We start from the raw sequence: 19,643 nt of genomic DNA on the forward strand, positions 1-19,643 counted from the left end.
AGAAAAAGCCCTGAAGACAATTTCTTCAGGGCACACGTGCAGAATTTCACACATTGAGAGACTTCTACTGGCGCAGAACACACTGGTCCTGTCAGCAGTATTGTCATTCCTTCTCCCATCCAGACTATACTGTCGGCTTTGGAGTTGCACCAAATCCACCGGCACCTGCTATACAGATGACGGGTCACGGACTGAAAGGCTGCAGACAGCCTTATCACCGCCGGTAGGGAATTTCACCCGACCCCGAAGGACAAACGTATAAAATTTTATTCCTCAAACTTAAGTGAAATGTTGATTTGTAAGGGATATAAATTACTTTGTAAGTCGTCACATATTAATTCACCTGAATTTCTTCCAAATCATCAATTTCCTACCGAAAACTTAACAGAATTTAAACGGAAAAAGTTGTGAATAGTCATGTGAATAAATAAACTATAGCACTCTATTTAACGGCCATGCAAGTAGATAGCTTTAAACTTTCTCTAATTATACAGTAATACCAAGCTAAATTGTAAGAACTGTAATAACAACACTAAACATAGATATACGAACTATATTTTATGTAAAATTATATTTATTTTTTAACAAAATATGTGTATACTTAAACCATAATTATATACTAAGGAGAGATATTATGAGTGGGTTTTTCGCACTGTTAATATTCGTAAGCCTTGCAGCTTTAGTTTTAGGTTTCATTAAACCTAGTATAGTTAAAATGGAATCAAGGAAAAAGGTAATGAAGATCTTTATACCTGCATTTCTAGTATCGGCTGTAGCAGCCAGTATCACCGCTGAGGAATCTGATCTTGCTGATGAAAAGACTGAAGAAGTAGAAGCAGAAGAAGATTCTGTAGTAGAAGAGGATAATTACGATACCAATGAAGAAAATACTAGGGAAAACAACAACGAACCTGTAGAAGAATCTGCAAATGAATCAGTTGAAGATGATCCAGCAGAAAATGAAGCAAATCTAGAAGAAACAGAAATCAATACTACTGATGAGCATGCTAACGATATGACAATGGAACAGGAGAATGCTGTAGCCTCTGCCGAAAGTTATATAAATTACTCAGCTTTTTCTGAATCAGGACTGATTGAGCAATTAGAGTTTGAAGGATATAGTGCAGACGATGCCACATTTGCTGTTCAAAACATCACAGTAGATTGGAGCGAACAAGCTATATTATCCGCCGAGAGCTATCTTGACTATTCTGCATTCTCCAAATCAGGCCTGATCGAACAGCTTGAATTTGAGGGATTCAGTAATGAAGACGCTTCTAATGCTGTAGAAAATATTGTAGTTGATTGGAATGAACAGGCCGCACTATCTGCTGAAAGCTATTTAGAATACTCTTCTTTCTCCCGTTCAGGTTTGATTGAACAACTTCAGTTTGAAGGGTTTACTAATGAGCAGGCTACTTATGGTGCTGATGCTGTAGGATATTGATAATTAGATCATAATACCTCGTACAGCGTCTCTTTTTAAAAGGCGCTGTATTTGTTATGTGCCAACCTTAACTTAAATTTTGGAGTTAGTTCTATTAAATGGATGAGGATATTATGTAATTCTTTAAAGTCATCAGCGAATTTTGCACGACCTTCACATCTTGCATCTGTCATAACAGCATCTAACATTTGCGCTACCACTTTCTCTACCAGATGAATTAAAAAGCCTGTAAATGCTGTTATATCAACATTTACAGGCGTTTAAAAACACCCTGCCTCGAAAGCAACTTCGTAGTCCGTTTCATTCACGAACCACAGTACTTTCTATTCAGATACCGCAAGCGGTCTGCTTCAGATTAGACCTATACGTCGTAGACGTTTACTTCCTTCATCACATCGCCGGCCTGAATGCGATCAAGCGATTCAAGTCCTTCCGTTACTTGACCGAATACCGTATGTACACCGTCAAGATGCGGCTGCGGTTCCAGCACGAGGAAAAATTGACTTCCGCCCGTATCTTTACCGGCGTGAGCCATCGAGAGCGTGCCTTTCTGATGCTTGTGGGGATTGCCGTCTGTTTCACACTTGATCGTATAACCCGGACCACCTGTACCTGTTCCATTAGGGCAGCCTCCCTGAGCAACAAAGCCCGGAATAACACGGTGGAAGGTCAATCCATCATAAAAATCCTTTCCTGCCAGCGTTTCAAAGTTCTCCACTGTACCTGGTGCAGCTTCTGGGAAAAATTCGATTTTGATAACTTCCCCATTTTCAAACTTAATTTCGCCATGTTTTGCCATACAAACAGCTTCCTTTCTCTCGTACCAGTTTCCGGGACACTTGCCCGTCTCTTTATTTTAGCAGAAGGATTCTATCTCCGCACGAACAAAAGCGCAAAGCGCCTTTTGGTCGGAACGGCGTGCGGAAGCGCTGCAAGCCTTTTGAGGGAAGAAGACGTTTTTGTTTCTTCCCGTGCAGCGAATGAAGCCGCCGTCCCCCTGTATGAAAACGTATACTTTCTATACTTGAACAAAAGCGCGGATCGCCTTTTGTTCGGAACCGCGGGTGCCAAAGGCTTGTCGAGGGAAGAAAGGGAGCTTCTTTCTTCCCCGCAGCGCGCGACGCAGTCTCCCTCGATGCCATTTTCTATCTTCATTATTATCATGGCCTTCTTTTGTCAGAACACCGCGTGTTCACCCCAGGTACTTTTCCTCTTTATCTGCACGTATCCGCATCAAAAGGTCCCTGTAAGTACTTACTTCGCCGTATCGACAGCTTTTGCAGCTGTGTAGCTCCGCTCCCGTCGTGTGAGATCGGCCAGCTGTTCCCGCTCGATGACGCACTCATGCAGACCGTCTTCCACAAAGACGACAGCCGGACGGAGGATTCGGTTATAATTGTTCGCCATGGAGTATCCGTAGGCTCCTGTCGAGAAAACCGCCAGCGTATCACCTTTTTCTACTGCAGGAAGTTCGAGGTCCCAGATCAGCATATCCCCGCTCTCGCAGCATTTGCCTGCCACAGAAACGAGTTCTTCTGCCCTCTCTCCAGCTCTGTTGGCAAGAACCGCAGCGTACTCTGCCTGATAAAGGGCCGGACGGATATTATCCGTCATACCGCCGTCAACAGACACATAAGAGCGCACATTTGGAATGTCTTTTCTGCTCCCTGTCGTATACAGCGTCGTCCCTGCTTCTCCTACGAGGGCACGACCTGGCTCAATCCAGAACTCAGGAACCGGTCTGTCTAAAAGAGCTGCCTCTTTTTTCGCGGCTTCCACCATCCTGTCGATATAAACGTGCAGCGGCAGCGGCTTATCCCCCTCTGCATAACGGATGCCGAAACCTCCGCCTACATTGAGGACTTCCGGATAAAAGTCGTATCGATCGATCCAGACGCGGATGGATTGATAAATTTCTTTCACCGCCTCCTCAAATCCTTCTGCACGGAAGATCTGCGATCCGATGTGAGAATGAACACCAAGCAGGTGGAGGTACTCGTGTGCCTGAATCATTTCAATCGCACGTCCGGCCTGGCCGCTGTTCAAATCAAAACCGAATTTGGAATCTTCCTGACCGGTGGAAATGTACTCGTGGGTATGCGCTTCGACGCCTGGCGTGATCCGTATCAGCACTTCCATCGGTTTCGCGTTGGCTTCAGTCATCGCCATCAGCCAGGAAAGCTCCGTGAAATTGTCTACTACGATACAGCCGATGCCGGCATCAACTGCCATTTCCAGCTCTGCAGGAGTTTTGTTGTTTCCGTGAAAATGAATTCTTTCTACCGGAAAACCTGCCTGCATCGCTGTGAAGAGTTCTCCGTCCGAGCATACGTCGAGACTCAGGCCAAGACGATCGGCCAGCTCCATCATCGCAATGCAGCTGAACGCCTTTGATGCATAGGCAATCTGATACGTGACATGATTCGATTGAAAGGCTTCATGAAACTGCTCTGCTCTGGATCGGATATCCGCTAGGTCGTATACAAAAAGCGGAGTTCCATAGGCTTCTGTTAATACGTTCGTATCGACTCCACCGATTTCCAGCCGTCCATGTTCGTTAATTTTTTGTGTTCCATGCAGATGCACTGCTGTTCCCTCCTGTTCATCGTCCTGCCGAGGTTCCTGCTCTGCCGCTTTCACATCCTTCGGCGGAAACCGCAAAAAAAGGAAATGACGGCGGAGAGCCTGTCATTTCCCGGATCCTGCAGGATCAGAAAAGATAGTTCTCCACAGATTCGCTGTGACAGTTTTCACCCTTTCGGTGTGAAAGCCAGGCAGCAGACCGGCGGAGTCAGCTTCCTTCGGCACCAGTGCCTTTCCCTTTCCATCCCTGCGGCTGCCCCGCTCCGGAAGGTACTGATCTGTGGTGCACCTCTATCTTATTCATATAATGTCTACTTAAATTATCACATGCCTACCCGATTGGCAAGCATCAGGCTCGAATGATGTCGTGGATAAGTTCTGGAACATCCTGCCGGGAGGCACCGATTGTATAGGCGCCGCGCAGTTTTTCTTCTGCATCAGGATGCGCGGCGGAGGCTGCAGTCAGAACAGCCAGTGTTTCACCGGCTTCTACATAATCCCCGATTTTCTTTTTCAGGGTAATGCCGACACCGTGATCGATCTCATCGTCTTTCGTTGCCCGGCCCGCACCGAGATACATCGCCGCCGTCCCGACGGAAGCGGCATCGATTTCCTGTACCCAGCCGGCATGTTCGGCCGGGATGGCAATCTCGTGATCCGCTCTCGGCAGCAGGCTGAGATCATCAATCATCGATACGTCGCCGCCCTGCGCCTGAACAAACGTACGGAACGCCTGAAACGCGCGGCCATCATCGAGCGATGCTTCCAGATCTCTTCTAGCTTCTTCTTCACTACTGTAGGCTCCGGCCTGCAGCGTCATATGCACCGCAAGTTCCAGCGATAGTTTCCGCAGATCCGGAATGTTTTCACCTGACAGCACAGCAGCCGCTTCGCGGATTTCATTCGCGTTCCCGATTTCATGCCCGAGCGGTTGATTCATGTCGCTGATCACGGCAAGCGTTTCTCTGCCGACATGGTCGCCGATGCGCACCATTTCTTCTGCAAGGGCCCTGGAATCTTCAAGCGATTTCATAAAAGCTCCGCTTCCGGTTTTCACATCGAGAACGATGCTGTCCGCACCGGAGGCCAGTTTTTTGGACATGATAGAGCCCGCAATAAGCGGAATCGAATCTACCGTGGCTGTAACATCCCGAAGCGAATATAGTTTTTTATCAGCCGGCGCCAGATTACCTGTCTGTCCGGCGACGGCCAGCTTATGCTCATTAACCGAAGCCGTGAAAGCCTCTTTACTCATTTCGACATTGAAACCGGCAATGGATTCCAGTTTATCAATCGTGCCGCCGGTATGACCGAGTCCGCGGCCGCTCATTTTAGCGACTGGCACACCCGCTGCTGCCACCAGCGGTCCGGTAATAAAACTGATTTTATCTCCGACGCCGCCGGTTGAATGTTTGTCGACTTTATGCCCGTGAATCGAAGAAAGATCGATCACATCTCCGGACTGGACCATTGCTTCTGTCAGCGTCCCTGTTTCTTCCGCTGTCATTCCACGGAAATAAACAGCCATCATGAGAGCTGAAGCCTGGTAATCCGGAATCGTTCCTTCGGTGTACCCTTCGACGAAATAATGAATTTCCTCTTTGGAAAGCACTCCGCCATTACGTTTTTTTTCAATAACATCTACCATTCTCACAGCGCATACCTCCTCAAATTCAGCCTTGGCTGATGATGTCTTTTACAAGTGTCAGGAAGTCCTGCTTCACTTTTTCTGTTGTCTCCATGACTTCATCGTGCGTCAAAGGCTGATCCAGGATCCCTGCTGCCATGTTAGAGATACAGGAGATGCCGAGCACTTCCATACCGCCGTGTTTCGCTGCAACGACTTCGGGCACCGTGGACATACCTACTGCATCGCCGCCGAGTGTGCGCAGCATCCGGACTTCTGCAGGGGTTTCGTAGGAAGGGCCGGTCGTGCCGACATAGACGCCTTCCCTAAGCGTGATGCCTCGATTCCTGGCTGCGGCTGCTGCTTTGCTGCCCCATGCACGCGAATACGCTTCACTCATATCCGGAAAACGTGGGCCGTGCTCATCCTGATTCTCACCGATCAGCGGATTTGTCCCGAACTGATTGATATGGTCTGTAATCAGCATCAAGTTTCCAGCTTCAAACGCCTCATTGATGCCTCCGGCTGCGTTTGTCACGAGCAGCTTCTCCATGCCAAGTTCCTGCATCACCCGAACTGGTTTCGTTACGAGGTCCATGCTGTAGCCTTCATAAAAGTGAAAACGTCCCTGCATGGCGAGCACCGTGCGTCCTTCCAGTGTACCGATCACGAGCTGACCCTTATGCCCTGCAACAGTTGAAGCAGGGAATCCCGGGATGTCTTTGTACGGAATAACAACCGGCGATTCAATTTCATCAGCAAGCACTCCGAGGCCGGAGCCGAGTATCAGTCCGATTTCCGGCTTCGGTCCTTCCAGTCTGCTTTCAATGTACTCTTTTGCATTCATTGTGATGTACCTCCCTTAGTTTCAAGCTGTGGAAGAAAACTCGTTCCGTAATCCGGCATGGTGACACGGAAGTTATCTGCCACTGTAGCACCAATATCTGCGAAGCTCTTCCTGCGTCCGAGGTTTACCGCCTCTGCGGAAGGACTGAAGGCAAGCAGAGGAACATATTCACGAGTATGATCTGTTCCATGATGCACAGGATCATTGCCATGATCCGCTGTAATCAAAAGAAGATCATCTTCACGCATGTTCTCCAGCACTTCCGGCAGCCGCGCATCATATTCTTCCAGTGCCCTCCCGTAGCCGATCGGATCGCGGCGGTGTCCGAATTTCGCATCGAAATCGACGAGGTTCAAAAAGCTGAGCCCCCGGAAGTCCCGCTTCATCGTTTCCACTAATTTATCCATGCCGTCCATGTTCGATTCTGTCCGAAGAGCGTCTGTCACCCCTTCTCCGTCGTAAATATCCGAAATTTTGCCGATCGCAATGGAGTCCCAGCCGCCTTTTTCCAGCGCATTCATGACTGTTTTCCCAAAGGGCTTCAACGCATAGTCATGCCGATTCGGCGTCCGTTCCCATGCTCCTGGTTCTCCGAGAAAAGGTCTGGCAATGACGCGTCCAATCATATAAGGTTCATCTTTGGTCATCTCCCGTGCTGTCTGACAGATTTCCCACAACTCTTCTGGAGGAATGACGTCTTCATGCGCCGCAATCTGCAGAACCGAGTCAGCGGATGTATAGACAATGAGGTTTCCTGTTTTGACGTGCTCTTCACCGAGTTCATCGAGAATTTCTGTACCGGAAGCAGGCTTGTTGCCGAGCACTTTTCTGCCTGTCGCCTCCTCCAGCTTCTGGACGAGTTCATCCGGAAAGCCATCCGGGAATGTTCTGAACGGTTTATCAATATGCAGGCCCATGATTTCCCAATGGCCAGTCATCGTATCTTTGCCGGCGGAGATCTCCTCCATCGAACCGTAGGAAGCGAGCGGCGTTTCCGGCGTGGTACTGCCTTGATACTGTTTAATATGAGAGAGACCGAGCTTGTCCATGTGAGGCATGGAAAGACCATTCATTTTCTCTGCGATGTGTCCGAGGGTATCGGCGCCTTCGTCATTGAACGCAGGTGCATCTGCAGCTTCTCCAATCCCAACGGAATCCATTACAATGAGGAAAATACGATTATATGCTGTCATTACCTTTACCGCCTTTCTTAATGTGCTTTCTCGTCAGAGGTCAGACATCTATAGTGTACTTGAAGACGGTGTCCGTCCTCAAGCTCTAGGATGAAATTGACTGTATACTTCTTTCATTCTTACTTTCGTCACCTGCGTGTAGATCTGCGTGGTGGAGATATCGGCATGTCCCAGCATTTCCTGCACGGCTCGGAGATCGGCTCCGTTTTCGAGCAAGTGTGTAGCAAAAGAATGCCGCAGCATGTGAGGCGTCAATGCTTTTTCGATCCCGGCACGTTCGGCGGTTGATTTCAGGACCCGCCAGAAACCTTGTCTCGTCAGCGGACGGCCTAGGTGATTTAAGAACAGCGCCGCCTCGTTATTCGCGCTGGTCAGCTCCGGCCGGCCGTTCTGAAGATACTCGGACAGCGCTCGAAGCGCATGGCTGCCGAGAGGAACAATCCGCTCTTTTCCGCCTTTCCCCCTGCACTGGACAAATCCCATCGTCAAATGCAGATCATCAACCCGAAGCCCGCAGATTTCCGACACACGGAGACCACAGGCATACATGAGTTCAAGCATCGCAGAAGTTCTGAGGTGGAGAGCCGTATCCCCTTCAGCTGCATGCAGCAGCGCTTCTACTTCCCTGCTGCTGAGCACTTCGGGCAGCTTTCTCTTCTGCTTCGGCCGGTCAATGTCTGCGGCAGGGTCTTCACGTACTACCCCCTCCCGAAGAAGAAATAAGTGAAACGCACGCAGAGCGGACAATGATCTTGAAACACTCGAAGGTGCCCGGCCCCGGTCATTTAATCCGTGAATATAGCCCAGAACCTCATGGCGCTGCACCTGCTCCCAGCTGGACACATGCCGCTCTTTCTCGAGCCAGCGCATGTAATCCGTTAAATCGCGGTCATACGCTTTCACCGAGTTGTCCGCAAGCCCTTTTTCAACGACGATAAAATTTAAGTAACGTTCGATTTCTGCCCGCAGGTCGACCACCACCTGTCAAAGGATGTCATCTTCAGCATATCACATCACAAAACTTCTGTGCATCACGCTTTGAAAATAATTTCTGGTTTTGCCTCTGACGCCGAACGGAAGCTCCCCGCTGTTGGAGAGCTGTTTTACTGCTCCTCTTCGTGCTTCGGGCTTCGGGCTGCTCTTCACTCCGACTGTCCATCACGAGGTACGAGGCATCTTGCTGGAAGCAGCGTGGAGGAAGCTTTCGCGCTGCTTCTTTAGAGAGCCTGCAGGTTCATTCGACCAAACGCGCAAAGCGCCTTTTGGTCGGAGTGGCGTGTACCGCAAGCTTTTCGAAGGAAGAAAGAGGTTCTGTTTCTTCCCTTGCAGCGCATGGAGCCGCCGTCACCGTAAATGGAAACTTATACATGTCTATAATGTAAAAAATAACCTGCCGGCGTCGGCAGGTTATTTCTGGTGCACTTCTGATTTCTCATGTCCGGGAGAAGATGTATCGTGACAACGGTGGCAGATACCGTGGAACGTAAGCCGGTGATCTTTAATGTGAAAGTTCCAGCGGGTTTCTACTATTTTTTCTACATCGCCAAGCAGATCTTCCTGAATCTCATCGACGGCCCCGCATTCAAGACAAACCAGATGGTGATGGAAGTGATCAGCACCTTCCTGACGCAGATCATATCGGGAGACCCCGTCTCCAAAATTGATCTTGTCCACCACTTTCAGTTCGGTGAGCAGTTCCAGCGTCCGGTAGACAGTGGCAAGGCCAATTTCAGGATACTTCTCTTTGACGAGCATATATACGTCTTCTGCGCTGAGATGATCATCCTCATGTTCAAGAAGTACTCTTACCGTAGCTTCCCGCTGAGGGGTTAATTTATAACTCTGCGACTGAAGCTGTTTTTTTATCCGGTCAATCCGCTGCTCCATGTTGAATACATCCCTCCCTGTACGTCGGGTAATGAGTCATTTCAGCTTGTATTATACGGGTAGTTAAAAATAGCTGTCAAATGATAATGATTATCAAATTAAAACGAGTATAAATTATTAGTTCTGGAGTAGGTTCCGCATTTCAGCAGTCTGCACGGCGTACATCGTCTTAGCATCATGAATGGCTTCTGATGCGATCATTGTTTTTGCTTCTGCAAGCGTAACATCCACCCGTTCGACAAATTCGTCCTCATCCGTACCGACGTTTCCGATATCCGCTTCGAAGGCTGCATATACATGGACCAGCTCATCTGCAAAACCTGGACTCGTATAAAAAGAGGCCAGTTTTTCCCATCCTTCAGCAATGATCCCCGTTTCTTCTTCCAGCTCCCGCTGCGCACAGCGGAGCGGGTCTTCGCCCTCTTCCAGTTTACCTGCTGGAATCTCGGCAATCACCTTCTCCATCGCTTTGCGATACTGACGAACCAGCACAAGCTTCTTCTCTTTTGTCACACAAAGAACCGCCACCGCGCCAGGGTGCTTAATGATTTCTCTTTTGCTGTAGGACCCATCCGGCATCTCCACTTCATGCAGCTCCAGGTCGATCACCCGGCCGGTAAAAAGTGTATCCATTTTGGTCGTTCTTTCGTTAAATGATGTCATCTCTTCACTGCGGCCTTCTTTTATTTCCGGCCGCAGCTTCCCCCCTTTTTAATCATCTTCTGCTTCTTTCAGAATAGGCTATTGCTTGCGTTCCTGCAATCATTTCCTTATGGTAAATGGAAGAAACCAGACTTGAAGGAGGAATTTGTCATGAAACAGAATCAACTCGGCTCATCCCAGCTGATGGTCTCAGAAATTGGTTTCGGCTGCATGTCTCTCAGTGGAGAAAAAGATGCGGATACGAAGTTGATCCACGAAGCTCTTGACGAAGGCATTAATTTTTTTGATACGGCCGATTTGTACCAGTATGGCCGCAACGAAGAAATCGTCGGCTCCGCTCTCCGGGATCGACGTCATCAGGCCGTTATCGCGACAAAAGGCGGAAACGAATTTGGACAGGGCATAGATGGGTGGCGCTGGAATGCGTCTAAAGAGTACATCAAAGAAGCCTGCCGCCGCTCGCTGAAGCGTATGGGACTTGATTACATTGATTTGTATCAGCTCCACGGCGGGACAATCGAGGATGATTGGGATGACGTTTTTGAAGCGCTGGATGAACTTCAGCAGGAAGGGCTCATCCGATGCTACGGCATGTCCTCTATCAGGCCCAACGTGATCAAACGTTTCTCAGGCAATCCGGGCGTTGTATCCAACTTGATGCAGTACAGCCTGCTGGACAGACGGGCGGCAGAATTCATGCCACTGCTTGACGAGCACGGAATTTCCCTCATTTCCAGAGGTCCGGTTGCTAAAGGACTGCTGACCGGCAGCTGGGAGAACAAGCTTTCAGATGACGGGTATCTGGCGTACAGCAGCGAAGAGCTGTCGACGGTTCTTCCTGAACTGGAGAAGCTCGCTGCCGAAGCCGGGATGTCCCTTTCTTCCCTCGCACTGCGCTTCATTCTCGACCAGGAAAATCCTGCTTCTGCAATACAAGGAGCCAGAACCTCAGAACAGCTCCAGATCAACGTTCAGGCAGCCCGCGCCGAAAGGTTGAACGAGGACGTCATGGACGCACTGAAACATGTCACTAAAGCTACAACGTTTGAAAACCACCGGTAAAAGCAGAAACCTCCGCGTTTTCCAGCGCAGCCCACGAAACCGCTGCCCCCTCTTGATGAGCATGTATACATGCTTATCACGAACAAAAGCGCGGAGCACCTTTTGATCGGAACGGCGTGTCCCGCAGGTTCTTTGAGGTAAGCATGGGTTCTTCCTGCTTCCCGAGCAGCTGGCTACACCGTCACCCTGTATGAAAACCTATACATTCTCATACTTTAACAAAGAGGGAGCGTCTCCCATTTCGATGAGACGCTCCCTCTTTTTATTCTTCTGCTTCATAGTTGGCTCTTATGTCTTCATAGCTGCTTACGAGAATTTCGTAATCGAGATATCCTGGTCTGCTCATTGCTACCCGGCCTTCCGGATCGATAATATAGGTAGACGGCATTGCATAGACGTTGTACCTGTCTTCCATAATGCCTTCCTCATCCAACACCGTGTAGAAAGGAATTTGAAAATCGTCTACAAACTGCTGCACCGGTTCTAAACCAGATTCCGTCGACGTCATATTCACGCCGACCATTTCAACATTGTCGTCCTGATACGTTTCATAAAACTCTACGAAATCAGGCATTTCATCTCTGCAGGGCGGGCACCAGGTAGCCCACATATTCACAACAACGAAACTGCCTTCCAGTTCTTCCAGTGCCAGCGTTTCTTCTGCTCCGAGCTGGGCGAGTTCAAACGGCGGAGCCTGCTGACCAGGCTCTGTTCCTGTGCCCTCCAGTTCCCCGTGGCTGATCATATCCTCTTCGTCAAGCTGCTCTCTTTCAATGCCGTCCTGTTCCAGGTACTGCTCCAGTGCTTCGTCATTCTGCTGGGAAGCAGTCTGGTCTTCATATATGATGTATCCGGCTCCCGCCGCAGCAGAAAGCAGGAGCACTATCGAGATTCTTTTTTTCATCATCTTGAACAAACGGAAGCTGCTGCTCCGTTCTGCCTCCCTTCCATCAGCTTCAAGGCGGCATCCCTGCCATCGGAAAAACCAGTGCCTGAAGGCTGTCTGCTTGCCTCCATTATAACCTACTACGCCTCTCAGGTCTTCGCAGGTCACGCGATTGTCACAGAAACGGGAGACCACAGACACGATTCCCTGTTGGCTGCCAGGGGGCACTAGAATACGAGGATCTCGTTCTATTCAGGCAACGGAAGAAGGCACCTGCGCATCCTCTTCATACATAGAAATCCCCCCGCTTTGACGAGAGCGGGGGGGGGGGGAGATCATGTCTTCAGCTCCGATGATAAGCCATGTGTCAGGCGTTCACTTTGATCGTCATAATGGTCGTTTCACCGGCTTTGACCTGCTGCCCTTCCTGTTTATCCAGTTCAGCAACGACATCCCCATTCGTTATAATCACTGGGGTGATGGTACTTTCCGCTTTTTCGTTGACCAGATCCGGATCGAACGTAATCAGCTTATCGCCGGGTTTCACTTTGTCGCCCTGCTCTACGTGGGCTTCGAAACCCTCTCCCTGCATATTCACCGTTTCGATTCCGATGTGGATAAGGAGCTCCACCCCATTGACCGTTTTAATACCGACGGCGTGCTTTGTTGGGAACAGCTGGGCGATCTCACCGTATGCTGGTGCCACGATCGTGCCGTTCTCTGGTTTAATGGCGAGACCGTCCCCCATCATTTTTTCAGCAAATGTCGGGTCCGGCACCTCGGAGAGCGCTACGGCATCTCCATCGGCAGGGCTGTAAATGACGTCCGTTCCATCCGCTTCCGGAAGTTGTACTTCTTCTTTTTTCTTGTCGAGTCCAAATAGTTTTTTCAGCATGTTTCATGCTCCTTTCTGCTTCGTTGTTAAATTTGTCTATACAGGAACTTCAAAACAGCTTACATTATAGCAGAAGCGTGCTCCCTCCGCCAATGTCACCTGTTTTTCCACTTCCCGGAGGAATGCCGGTGTAAACCTGTACCGTATCAGGGTAGGTCATACCGCATCATTTTCGTCATCCCTCCATCCAGCGTGACCATTTCCCCATTCATAAAATCATTCTCTTCATCAAGCAGAAACCGGCACAGTTTTGCTACATCCGTCGGTCTTCCGACCCGGCCTGACCAGTGGAGCTCATGATATGCATCAGGGATGTCCTCTTCCCTGCCGGTATGGATCCACCCGGGTGCAACAGCATTAACACGGATGTTTTTTGGAGCAAGGCTCGCAGCGAGGGCATGTGTCAGGGCTGCCAGTCCACCTTTGGATGCAGCATACGCTTCGCTCCCGCTTTCTGACTGCAGGGCGCGGGTGGAGACGATGTTGACAACCGCACTTCCCTCCGGGGCAGCCGCAGCCATCGCCTGTGTCATAAATAACGGCCCCCGCAGGTTCGTGTTGATGACTTCATCCCACTCCGCCTGTGTTAATGCTTCCAAAGGGGTAAACTGCGAAAGACCGGCATTGTTAATCAAGGCATGGATGGGAGGCAGATTTTCAAAAAAGGTTTGAATGTCCTGCTGATTCTGGACATCGACGACATGGATCTTATCTCCGCTCTGCTTGTCCAGCCGGTACACTTCGTATCCAGCTGCCTCAAGCTCATCCGCACACGTTCTGCCGATACCTTGTGCGGCTCCTGTCACAATGGCTCTGTACATGTTTTTTCCTCCTCAGCCTCTTCGTTTGCATAAGTCTGGTTGATTCAGGGTATAATACAAGGAGACTATACCCGCAGGCGGATATAGTTAATCCGTCTCATATGAAAGGAGTTTTCTCATGCCGCAGAAATGGGAAATTTATTTTTTCCGCTTCTTTATATTCTGGTTTGCTATCGGTGTCGTTCTACTGAGTTTTGATCTGGTTCCGCCCTGGCTTGAGTGGGCAAATATTGTATTCCTAGTTACTTCCGGACTGCTCGGCATCCTTTTCTTTTTCCGCAGCGCCAATCCGGTCCTCGGGCTGTTTCTTGCAGGCACAGTCTTCGTGCTCTCTATGGTCATCGAGAGTATCGGCGTACATACGGGACTTTACTTCGGCGACTACAGCTACCAGACTGATTTTGGACCTAAAATTGCCGGGGTTCCTGTCACGATCGGTTTTGCCTGGGTGATGGTAATCGCCACGAGCCACGTGCTGGCTGCACCGGCAGTTCACCTGCTCCCGGCTTTCAGACGTACGTTTTATGCTGGTTATGCAGCGCTCATAGCAGTAACAATGGACCTGGCCATCGACCCTGTTGCTTTCGATGTCAAACAGTACTGGATCTGGCATGACGGAGGTCTGTATTACGATATTCCCTTCTCCAATTTCGCCGGCTGGTTTTTCCTTTCGTTCGTTCTGCACCTGGTGATTGCCGGACTGCTCTTCAGAGGAAGGGACTGGTATAATGGGCGGAGTGTTTTCTGGACAGAGAGAATGTACTATCTGTACGGCATGATGACCGGAATGTTTATCATCATCTCCCTCGTCAACGGCCTCTTTCTTGCAGCCGGACTTGCCGGAGGGCTTACTGTTCTTTACTACTACCTTCACAGGCTGATGAAGCGAAGGCTGGAAGATGATTGAACCGACTAAGCAGCCGATGTTTGAACTGGTGTTTAAACCTTTTAATTCCCTGATGGTTAAAAGGGCGTTTCAAACGGTTTGGCAGACGCCCTTCTCGGCCCCGATGCCCACTTCCGGAGGAGCATTGATCATCATGAACCACAGCTCCTGGTGGGATCCGATGATGCTCTATTACATGAATGCCCGGCATTGGAAAACCGATGGCTATGTCATGATGGATGAAAAGGGAATGAAACGATTCCCTTTTTTCCGCAGGCTCGGTGCTTTCTCGGTCAATCCATCTTCGGGGAGGGACATCGTCCGCTCTCTTGACTATGCCGCCCGCCGGCTCCGGGACGGCAAAACCGTGTTTCTGTTTCCTGAAGGAAGTGAACAGCCGCTGCATGACGGGCCGTTTACGTTCTTTGGAGGCGCGGGAAAGCTGAAAGAAGAAGTCCCTACCGCTCCGGTCATTCCCGTCGTTTTTTCCCACGGGTTTCTGCACGAACAAAAGCCGGAGTGGTTCGTACATATTGGTGAGCGGGTGCACGGTGCTCCTTCCTGGTCCAGAAAACGCTGGACGAGGGAGATGGAGGCGGCTGTCGAAAGAGAAATAAAACTTCTGCATCAGGCTATCAGCGACGAAATGCCAATGAAGAAGCTGACAGAGGGCTGCAGCGGCATTGCTCATACGTGGGAAAGCGTCAAAAACAAATGGAGGCACGAGTCATGACAGGCGTGGTGGTCTTCTATGTCCTTCTGCTCGTGTGGACATTGGTGAATACCCTCTTCTTCCCTAAACTCCGCACACCTGCCCGAAACGAAGGGGAGCTGTTGTCGATCCTTATTCCAATGAGAAATGAGGAGCGGAATGTAGACGGTGTGATGACAGCTCTGCAGGAACTCACCTGGGACCCGGTTGAAATTATTGTGCTCGACGACGGCTCTGAGGACCTTACTAAAGAAAAATTAAAACAATGGCAGAAGCAGCTTCCCCTGCGTATCATCGACGGGAAACCGCTCCCTGAAGGATGGGTCGGCAAAGTACATGCCTGCCATCAGCTTGCTCAGGAAGCTTCCGGCACGTTTTTCTGGTTTCTGGACGCAGATATGAGGCCGGAACAGCACACCCCCGGTCGACTGCTCCACGTCATGAGCGCGGAAACAGGACTGGTTACCGGCTTTCCCTACGTTCCTGCGTCTTCCCTGCTCGGTTATCTGCTTACCCCGATGCAGCACTTCCTTGTCTATTTTCATCTGCCTGGTCTTCTCGCCAACTATACGAAATGGGCACCTGCCTCGGCGGCTCACGGTGCTTCGATGTTTTTCAGAAAAAACGCCTATATCGATTCCGGCGGTCATGAGGCGGTCCGTCATTCCCTTGTAGAGGATATTCATCTTGCCAGGCAGATGAAAAAAAGCGGCTGGTATACTGCACTTGTCCGACCAGGACGATATTTAACCTGCTGGATGTATGAAGGAAACCGCGAAGTATGGAGCGGTTTTGCGAAGAACTTTTTCCCCGGGATTGGAAGAAGCTATACTGCCGCGGTACTGTTGATTCTTTTTTACCTGATCGTCTTTACACTCCCGGCATTTGCCGCTCTTTACGGAGCAGCAACCGCTCAGATGCTGTTTGTGCTGCCGTACTTCATCACAGTAGTCATCAAAATGAGGATTGACGCCGTTTCCGGTCAGCCGCTGCTTCCCGCGTTTGCAGTGCCTCTTGCCGCTGCGGTCATGTCCGCTATGCTTATGTACTCTATGTCTCTGGCTTGGAGAAAACAAGGGTTTTCGTGGAAAGGACGTCGATATCAATGACCAAAAGAGCCGTCGTCATCGGGGCCGGACTAGGCGGCCTCGCCGCCGCTGTAACGCTGCAGCATGCTGGCTTTCATACTACCGTTCTGGAAAAGCACCATCACCCCGGCGGAAAAATGCACGAAGTCAAAGTAGGCGGTGCTTCTTTTGACTTCGGTCCAAATACGATTACCATGCCTGCCGTGTTTGAAGAAGTGATTCGTCGAGCCGGAGGAAATCCGGAAAAATACATGCAGTTCCACAGGCTCCGGGACCACACCAAAAATGAGTTCCATGATGGAACTTCTTTTGTTTTTTCCTCCAACAAAGAAAAAATGAAAGAGGAGCTGCTGCCTCTCGATCCGTACGCAGCCGATCATTATGATTCCTATCTGGAGGAAGTGACAAAACTCTACCATCTGGCGGAGAAATCTTTTCTGCGCCGGACCTTCCGCAGCTGGAAGGATTATTTGTCTCTGCCACTGGCCAGAGCACTGCTGTCTTCGCGTCCTCATCAGACGATGAACAGCTTTCATGCCAAGTATTTTAAAGACCCGCGTGTACGGGCAGCTTTCAACCGGTATGCCACTTATATCGGTTCCTCTCCTTTCAATGCTCCAGCCACTTTTTCTTTGATCGGGCATCTGGAACTTCGTGACGGAGTTTATTATGCCGAGGGGGGAAACTTCAACATTGCAGAGGGAATCAAGCAATTTGCTGAGGATATTGGCGTTGTCTTCCGCTGGGGGGAACAAGTACATGCTGTAGAAGCAGAGAACGGTTCCATCAAACGTGCCGTAACCGAAAAAGCAGTGTATCCGGCTGACGTGATGATCTTAAACGGCGATCTGCTGACACAGGTCCCGGCACTGATCAAGGAAAAGCACCGGCCTTCCCTACCCGACCGCTTCTTTCAGCACTTGTCTCCCTCTGTATCCGCCTTCGTGCTGATGGCCGAGTTGAATACAACGTTCCCGCTCCATCATCACCATGTTTTCTTTGGCCCCGATCCCGGCAAAGAATTTGAGGATATATTCGACCGACGGCAGTATGGGAAAAGTCCGGCAGTCTATCTCTGCACCAACAGCAAAACGGATCCTTCCAGATCACCGAATGGCGATAATCCATTTATTCTGATTAATGCTCCTCCTGTATCTCCAGACACGAAGGCTCTTGAAGCAGAGGACGTATGGCGATTCCTGGAGCCCTTCGGTATGAATCTAGCCCCATTTGTCAAAGCTCAACGAACTGTCACTCCCGGCGACATCCGTTCCACCTATGCTGCCTATCGCGGAGCTTTATACGGTTTGTCCTCCAATGAGAAGAAGAATACCTTTCTACGGCCGTATAATCAATCAAAAGATCTGCCTAACTTGTTTTTCGCCGGCGGCAGCACGCACCCCGGCGGTGGGTCCCCGATCGTCACGTTAAGCGGGATGAATGCAGGGAAAGCAGCAGCGGCCTGGTACGGGAAATAGCCTCAGGCAGCATACCAACGATGCGCATAGCTGTGATCGAGTAGGAGGAGGGTTCGCCCCTCCGTCCTCTCACACCACCGTGCGTACGGATCCGTACACGGCGGTTCAATAAGTTGAGTGGGTTTCCTGCATTTTCTTATAGAACCCCTCTATGTTGAGAAGTCCTTTCTTGGAAAGGGCTTCTTTTGTGATAGAGCGGTGAAGAATAAAGGATTTTGCGATACGCCAGTACCCCTTTCGGGTGTTTGCCCATTCCCAGGCTTTCCCTTCGGGAATACCCAGTTTCGTTAGGCTCCGGAATCGGGTTTTCACTTTCTTCCAACGTTTCCAAATGAGTTGTCTAAGCCTCCTTCTCACCCATTCGGCCAGACTCCGGATAAAGGATTTCATTCTGGCGATGCCGTAGTATGCGATCCAGCCGCGGAGGATCTGGTTCACTTCCTGAATGATGTCGTGCAGGTCTCCTGGTCTCTTACGGGATAGTCGTTGCTGGATCTTGCTCTTGATGGCTTGTTTCGCTCGTTGGTGAGGACGGACCCCGCTTTTTCCTTTTGGTAGAGATTGGAGACAGAACCCGAGGAATTTTCGTTTTGTCGGCCTTCCAACCGCACTTTTCTCTTGATTGACGGTCAGCCGCAGGTCCTTTTCCAGGAAGGTGGTGATGCTCTTTAATGTACGTTCTCCCGCCTTGCGGCTTCGAACGTAGATGTTACAGTCATCCGCATAGCGGACGAAACAGTGTCCACGGCGTTCCAGTTCTTTGTCGAGCTCATGGAGATAGATATTGCTGAGCAGTGGAGACAGGTTACCACCCTGCGGCGTGCCGCTGTCCGTGGCCGCTGTATGGTCGCCGATCCGGATTCCGGCCTTCAGGAACCGTCGGATCAAATTCAGGACCTGTCGGTCCGGGATGAACTGCTCGACCAGGTGCATCAATTTATCGTGATGAACGGTATCAAAGTATTGTTTCAAGTCGATATCCACGACGTAGCGGTATCCGGCTTCATGGTAGGCAATGGCCTGCCGGATGGCTCCGTGGGCATTTTTCTTTGGCCGGAAACCGTAGCTTTGTTCGGAGAAGTGTGGATCGACTTTTGGTGTAATGACCTGCACCAGCGCCTGTTGGACGACCCGATCTCGGATCGTCGGGATTCCCAATGCTCGTTCTTCTCCATTCCCTTTTGGGATGAGCACCCGTTTGACCGGGTCCGGTTCGTAAGAACCGTTCGTTAAGGATCGGATGATACCGCGGCGGTGTTCAGCGAAGTAGGCATGCATGTCCTTCACCGTTACGCCGTCCACCCCCGCGCTTCCTTTATTCTGTTGAACCCGCTTAAATGCGCGGTTCATGTTCTCCGGACTGATCATTTTACTTATCAGTTCAGATGACCCACCATGCTGACGATTCCTTTCACCGCGAAGGATACTACACACTCCCGCATTGCTCTCTGCTTCCAGCATACCCTCCTGCAGGCAGTCATCGTTAGATGTTGGCTGTGATTGTTGCATCCTTCCCACCTCCCAGTTCGTCTAGCATTCTTATTGTTCGGTCCTTCGCCCCGGAGGGG

The 19,643-nt window shown here is 50.2% G+C and carries 18 protein-coding genes and 2 riboswitches; of the genes, 6 read left to right on the top strand and 12 right to left on the bottom strand.

Going from position 1 to position 19,643, the window contains the following annotated elements; translation table 11 throughout:
• Positions 1-103 precede the first annotated feature (103 nt).
• Positions 104-255: riboswitch (FMN riboswitch) on the bottom strand.
• A gap of 379 nt (positions 256-634) precedes the next feature.
• Positions 635-1,447 carry an Ltp family lipoprotein gene (locus tag G477_RS18480; protein WP_084406090.1) on the top strand — a complete coding sequence of 271 codons (813 nt, stop codon included), beginning with the start codon at positions 635-637 and terminating at the stop codon, positions 1,445-1,447.
• A 361-nt stretch (positions 1,448-1,808) separates the two neighbouring features.
• On the opposite strand, the gene G477_RS0102425 is transcribed toward G477_RS18480, so the two are convergent.
• The 8 genes from G477_RS0102425 to G477_RS0102470 all read right to left on the bottom strand — a co-directional run bounded on the left by G477_RS0102425 (position 1,809) and on the right by G477_RS0102470 (position 10,247).
• Positions 1,809-2,246: a peptidylprolyl isomerase gene (locus G477_RS0102425; protein ID WP_026696587.1), complete on the bottom strand. Its 438-nt coding sequence runs from the start codon at positions 2,244-2,246 to the stop codon at positions 1,809-1,811.
• 455 nt (positions 2,247-2,701) lie between these two features.
• Entirely contained in the window at positions 2,702-4,033 is a 1,332-nt protein-coding gene (lysA, locus tag G477_RS0102435; RefSeq protein ID WP_026696589.1) for a diaminopimelate decarboxylase, read from the bottom strand.
• 126 nt (positions 4,034-4,159) lie between these two features.
• Positions 4,160-4,332: riboswitch (Lysine riboswitch) on the bottom strand.
• A gap of 47 nt (positions 4,333-4,379) precedes the next feature.
• A complete protein-coding gene (locus G477_RS0102445) occupies positions 4,380-5,684 on the bottom strand; it encodes a pyrimidine-nucleoside phosphorylase (RefSeq protein WP_026696590.1) in 1,305 nt (434 codons plus the stop codon).
• Between the two features lie 19 nt (positions 5,685-5,703).
• Positions 5,704-6,504: a purine-nucleoside phosphorylase gene (locus G477_RS0102450; RefSeq protein ID WP_205622323.1), complete on the bottom strand. Its 801-nt coding sequence runs from the start codon at positions 6,502-6,504 to the stop codon at positions 5,704-5,706.
• Entirely contained in the window at positions 6,501-7,697 is a 1,197-nt protein-coding gene (gene deoB, locus G477_RS0102455; protein ID WP_026696592.1) for a phosphopentomutase, read from the bottom strand. Before deoB ends, G477_RS0102450 begins: the two co-directional genes overlap by 4 nt.
• Positions 7,698-7,775: 78 nt before the next feature.
• A complete protein-coding gene (gene xerD, locus G477_RS0102460) occupies positions 7,776-8,666 on the bottom strand; it encodes a site-specific tyrosine recombinase XerD (protein ID WP_026696593.1) in 891 nt (296 codons plus the stop codon).
• A 438-nt stretch (positions 8,667-9,104) separates the two neighbouring features.
• Positions 9,105-9,584: a ferric iron uptake transcriptional regulator gene (fur, locus tag G477_RS0102465; protein WP_026696594.1), complete on the bottom strand. Its 480-nt coding sequence runs from the start codon at positions 9,582-9,584 to the stop codon at positions 9,105-9,107.
• Between the two features lie 117 nt (positions 9,585-9,701).
• Positions 9,702-10,247, bottom strand: a complete 546-nt coding sequence (locus G477_RS0102470; protein ID WP_026696595.1) for an NUDIX hydrolase — start codon at positions 10,245-10,247, stop codon at positions 9,702-9,704.
• A gap of 150 nt (positions 10,248-10,397) precedes the next feature.
• Between G477_RS0102470 and G477_RS0102475 the strand changes: the two genes are divergently transcribed.
• Complete coding sequence (locus tag G477_RS0102475) at positions 10,398-11,309, top strand: aldo/keto reductase (RefSeq protein WP_026696596.1); 912 nt, start codon at positions 10,398-10,400, stop codon at positions 11,307-11,309.
• A 262-nt stretch (positions 11,310-11,571) separates the two neighbouring features.
• On the opposite strand, the gene G477_RS18485 is transcribed toward G477_RS0102475, so the two are convergent.
• From G477_RS18485 to G477_RS0102490, 3 genes are all read right to left on the bottom strand, one after another.
• Positions 11,572-12,216, bottom strand: a complete 645-nt coding sequence (locus G477_RS18485; protein WP_051287612.1) for a TlpA disulfide reductase family protein — start codon at positions 12,214-12,216, stop codon at positions 11,572-11,574.
• A 346-nt stretch (positions 12,217-12,562) separates the two neighbouring features.
• Entirely contained in the window at positions 12,563-13,090 is a 528-nt protein-coding gene (locus G477_RS0102485; RefSeq protein ID WP_026696597.1) for a PTS sugar transporter subunit IIA, read from the bottom strand.
• Between the two features lie 146 nt (positions 13,091-13,236).
• Positions 13,237-13,911, bottom strand: a complete 675-nt coding sequence (locus G477_RS0102490; RefSeq protein WP_026696598.1) for an SDR family NAD(P)-dependent oxidoreductase — start codon at positions 13,909-13,911, stop codon at positions 13,237-13,239.
• 118 nt (positions 13,912-14,029) lie between these two features.
• Here G477_RS0102490 and G477_RS0102495 point away from each other — a divergent pair, with 118 nt between their 5' ends.
• Genes G477_RS0102495 through G477_RS18495 form a run of 4 tightly spaced genes read left to right on the top strand, consistent with a single transcriptional unit; the run spans position 14,030 to position 18,075 of the window.
• The gene (locus G477_RS0102495; RefSeq protein ID WP_026696599.1) at positions 14,030-14,818 is read left to right on the top strand and encodes a carotenoid biosynthesis protein; all 789 of its coding nucleotides are present in this window, start codon (positions 14,030-14,032) and stop codon (positions 14,816-14,818) included.
• Positions 14,811-15,530 (top strand): lysophospholipid acyltransferase family protein, encoded by a 720-nt coding sequence (locus G477_RS18490; protein WP_051287613.1) that lies wholly within the window; start codon positions 14,811-14,813, stop codon positions 15,528-15,530. Before G477_RS0102495 ends, G477_RS18490 begins: the two co-directional genes overlap by 8 nt.
• The gene (locus G477_RS0102505) at positions 15,527-16,618 is read left to right on the top strand and encodes a glycosyltransferase family 2 protein (RefSeq protein ID WP_026696600.1); all 1,092 of its coding nucleotides are present in this window, start codon (positions 15,527-15,529) and stop codon (positions 16,616-16,618) included. The genes G477_RS18490 and G477_RS0102505 overlap by 4 nt, the downstream gene beginning before the upstream one ends.
• Positions 16,615-18,075 carry a phytoene desaturase family protein gene (locus G477_RS18495; RefSeq protein WP_051287614.1) on the top strand — a complete coding sequence of 487 codons (1,461 nt, stop codon included), beginning with the start codon at positions 16,615-16,617 and terminating at the stop codon, positions 18,073-18,075. Before G477_RS0102505 ends, G477_RS18495 begins: the two co-directional genes overlap by 4 nt.
• A 105-nt stretch (positions 18,076-18,180) precedes the next feature.
• On the opposite strand, the gene ltrA is transcribed toward G477_RS18495, so the two are convergent.
• Complete coding sequence (gene ltrA, locus G477_RS0102515; protein ID WP_425387093.1) at positions 18,181-19,443, bottom strand: group II intron reverse transcriptase/maturase; 1,263 nt, start codon at positions 19,441-19,443, stop codon at positions 18,181-18,183.
• Positions 19,444-19,643: the final 200 nt, after the last annotated feature.

Source organism: Alkalicoccus chagannorensis DSM 18086 (assembly GCF_000429725.1).
In the GTDB taxonomy this organism is placed as follows: Bacteria; Bacillota; Bacilli; order Bacillales; family Salisediminibacteriaceae; genus Alkalicoccus; species Alkalicoccus chagannorensis.

Coding starts and splice junctions, on each gene's coding strand:
- deoB (WP_026696592.1), bottom strand. CDS start 7,697: ATGACAGCATATAATCGTATTTTCCTCATTGTAATGGATTCCGTTGGG.
- G477_RS0102505 (WP_026696600.1), top strand. CDS start 15,527: ATGACAGGCGTGGTGGTCTTCTATGTCCTTCTGCTCGTGTGGACATTG.
- G477_RS18495 (WP_051287614.1), top strand. CDS start 16,615: ATGACCAAAAGAGCCGTCGTCATCGGGGCCGGACTAGGCGGCCTCGCC.
- ltrA (WP_425387093.1), bottom strand. CDS start 19,443: ATGATCAGTCCGGAGAACATGAACCGCGCATTTAAGCGGGTTCAACAG.
- G477_RS18490 (WP_051287613.1), top strand. CDS start 14,811: ATGATTGAACCGACTAAGCAGCCGATGTTTGAACTGGTGTTTAAACCT.
- G477_RS18485 (WP_051287612.1), bottom strand. CDS start 12,216: ATGATGAAAAAAAGAATCTCGATAGTGCTCCTGCTTTCTGCTGCGGCG.
- fur (WP_026696594.1), bottom strand. CDS start 9,584: ATGGAGCAGCGGATTGACCGGATAAAAAAACAGCTTCAGTCGCAGAGT.
- G477_RS0102485 (WP_026696597.1), bottom strand. CDS start 13,090: ATGCTGAAAAAACTATTTGGACTCGACAAGAAAAAAGAAGAAGTACAA.
- G477_RS0102475 (WP_026696596.1), top strand. CDS start 10,398: ATGAAACAGAATCAACTCGGCTCATCCCAGCTGATGGTCTCAGAAATT.
- G477_RS0102425 (WP_026696587.1), bottom strand. CDS start 2,246: ATGGCAAAACATGGCGAAATTAAGTTTGAAAATGGGGAAGTTATCAAA.
- G477_RS0102450 (WP_205622323.1), bottom strand. CDS start 6,504: ATGAATGCAAAAGAGTACATTGAAAGCAGACTGGAAGGACCGAAGCCG.
- G477_RS0102470 (WP_026696595.1), bottom strand. CDS start 10,247: ATGACATCATTTAACGAAAGAACGACCAAAATGGATACACTTTTTACC.
- G477_RS0102495 (WP_026696599.1), top strand. CDS start 14,030: ATGCCGCAGAAATGGGAAATTTATTTTTTCCGCTTCTTTATATTCTGG.
- G477_RS18480 (WP_084406090.1), top strand. CDS start 635: ATGAGTGGGTTTTTCGCACTGTTAATATTCGTAAGCCTTGCAGCTTTA.
- G477_RS0102490 (WP_026696598.1), bottom strand. CDS start 13,911: ATGTACAGAGCCATTGTGACAGGAGCCGCACAAGGTATCGGCAGAACG.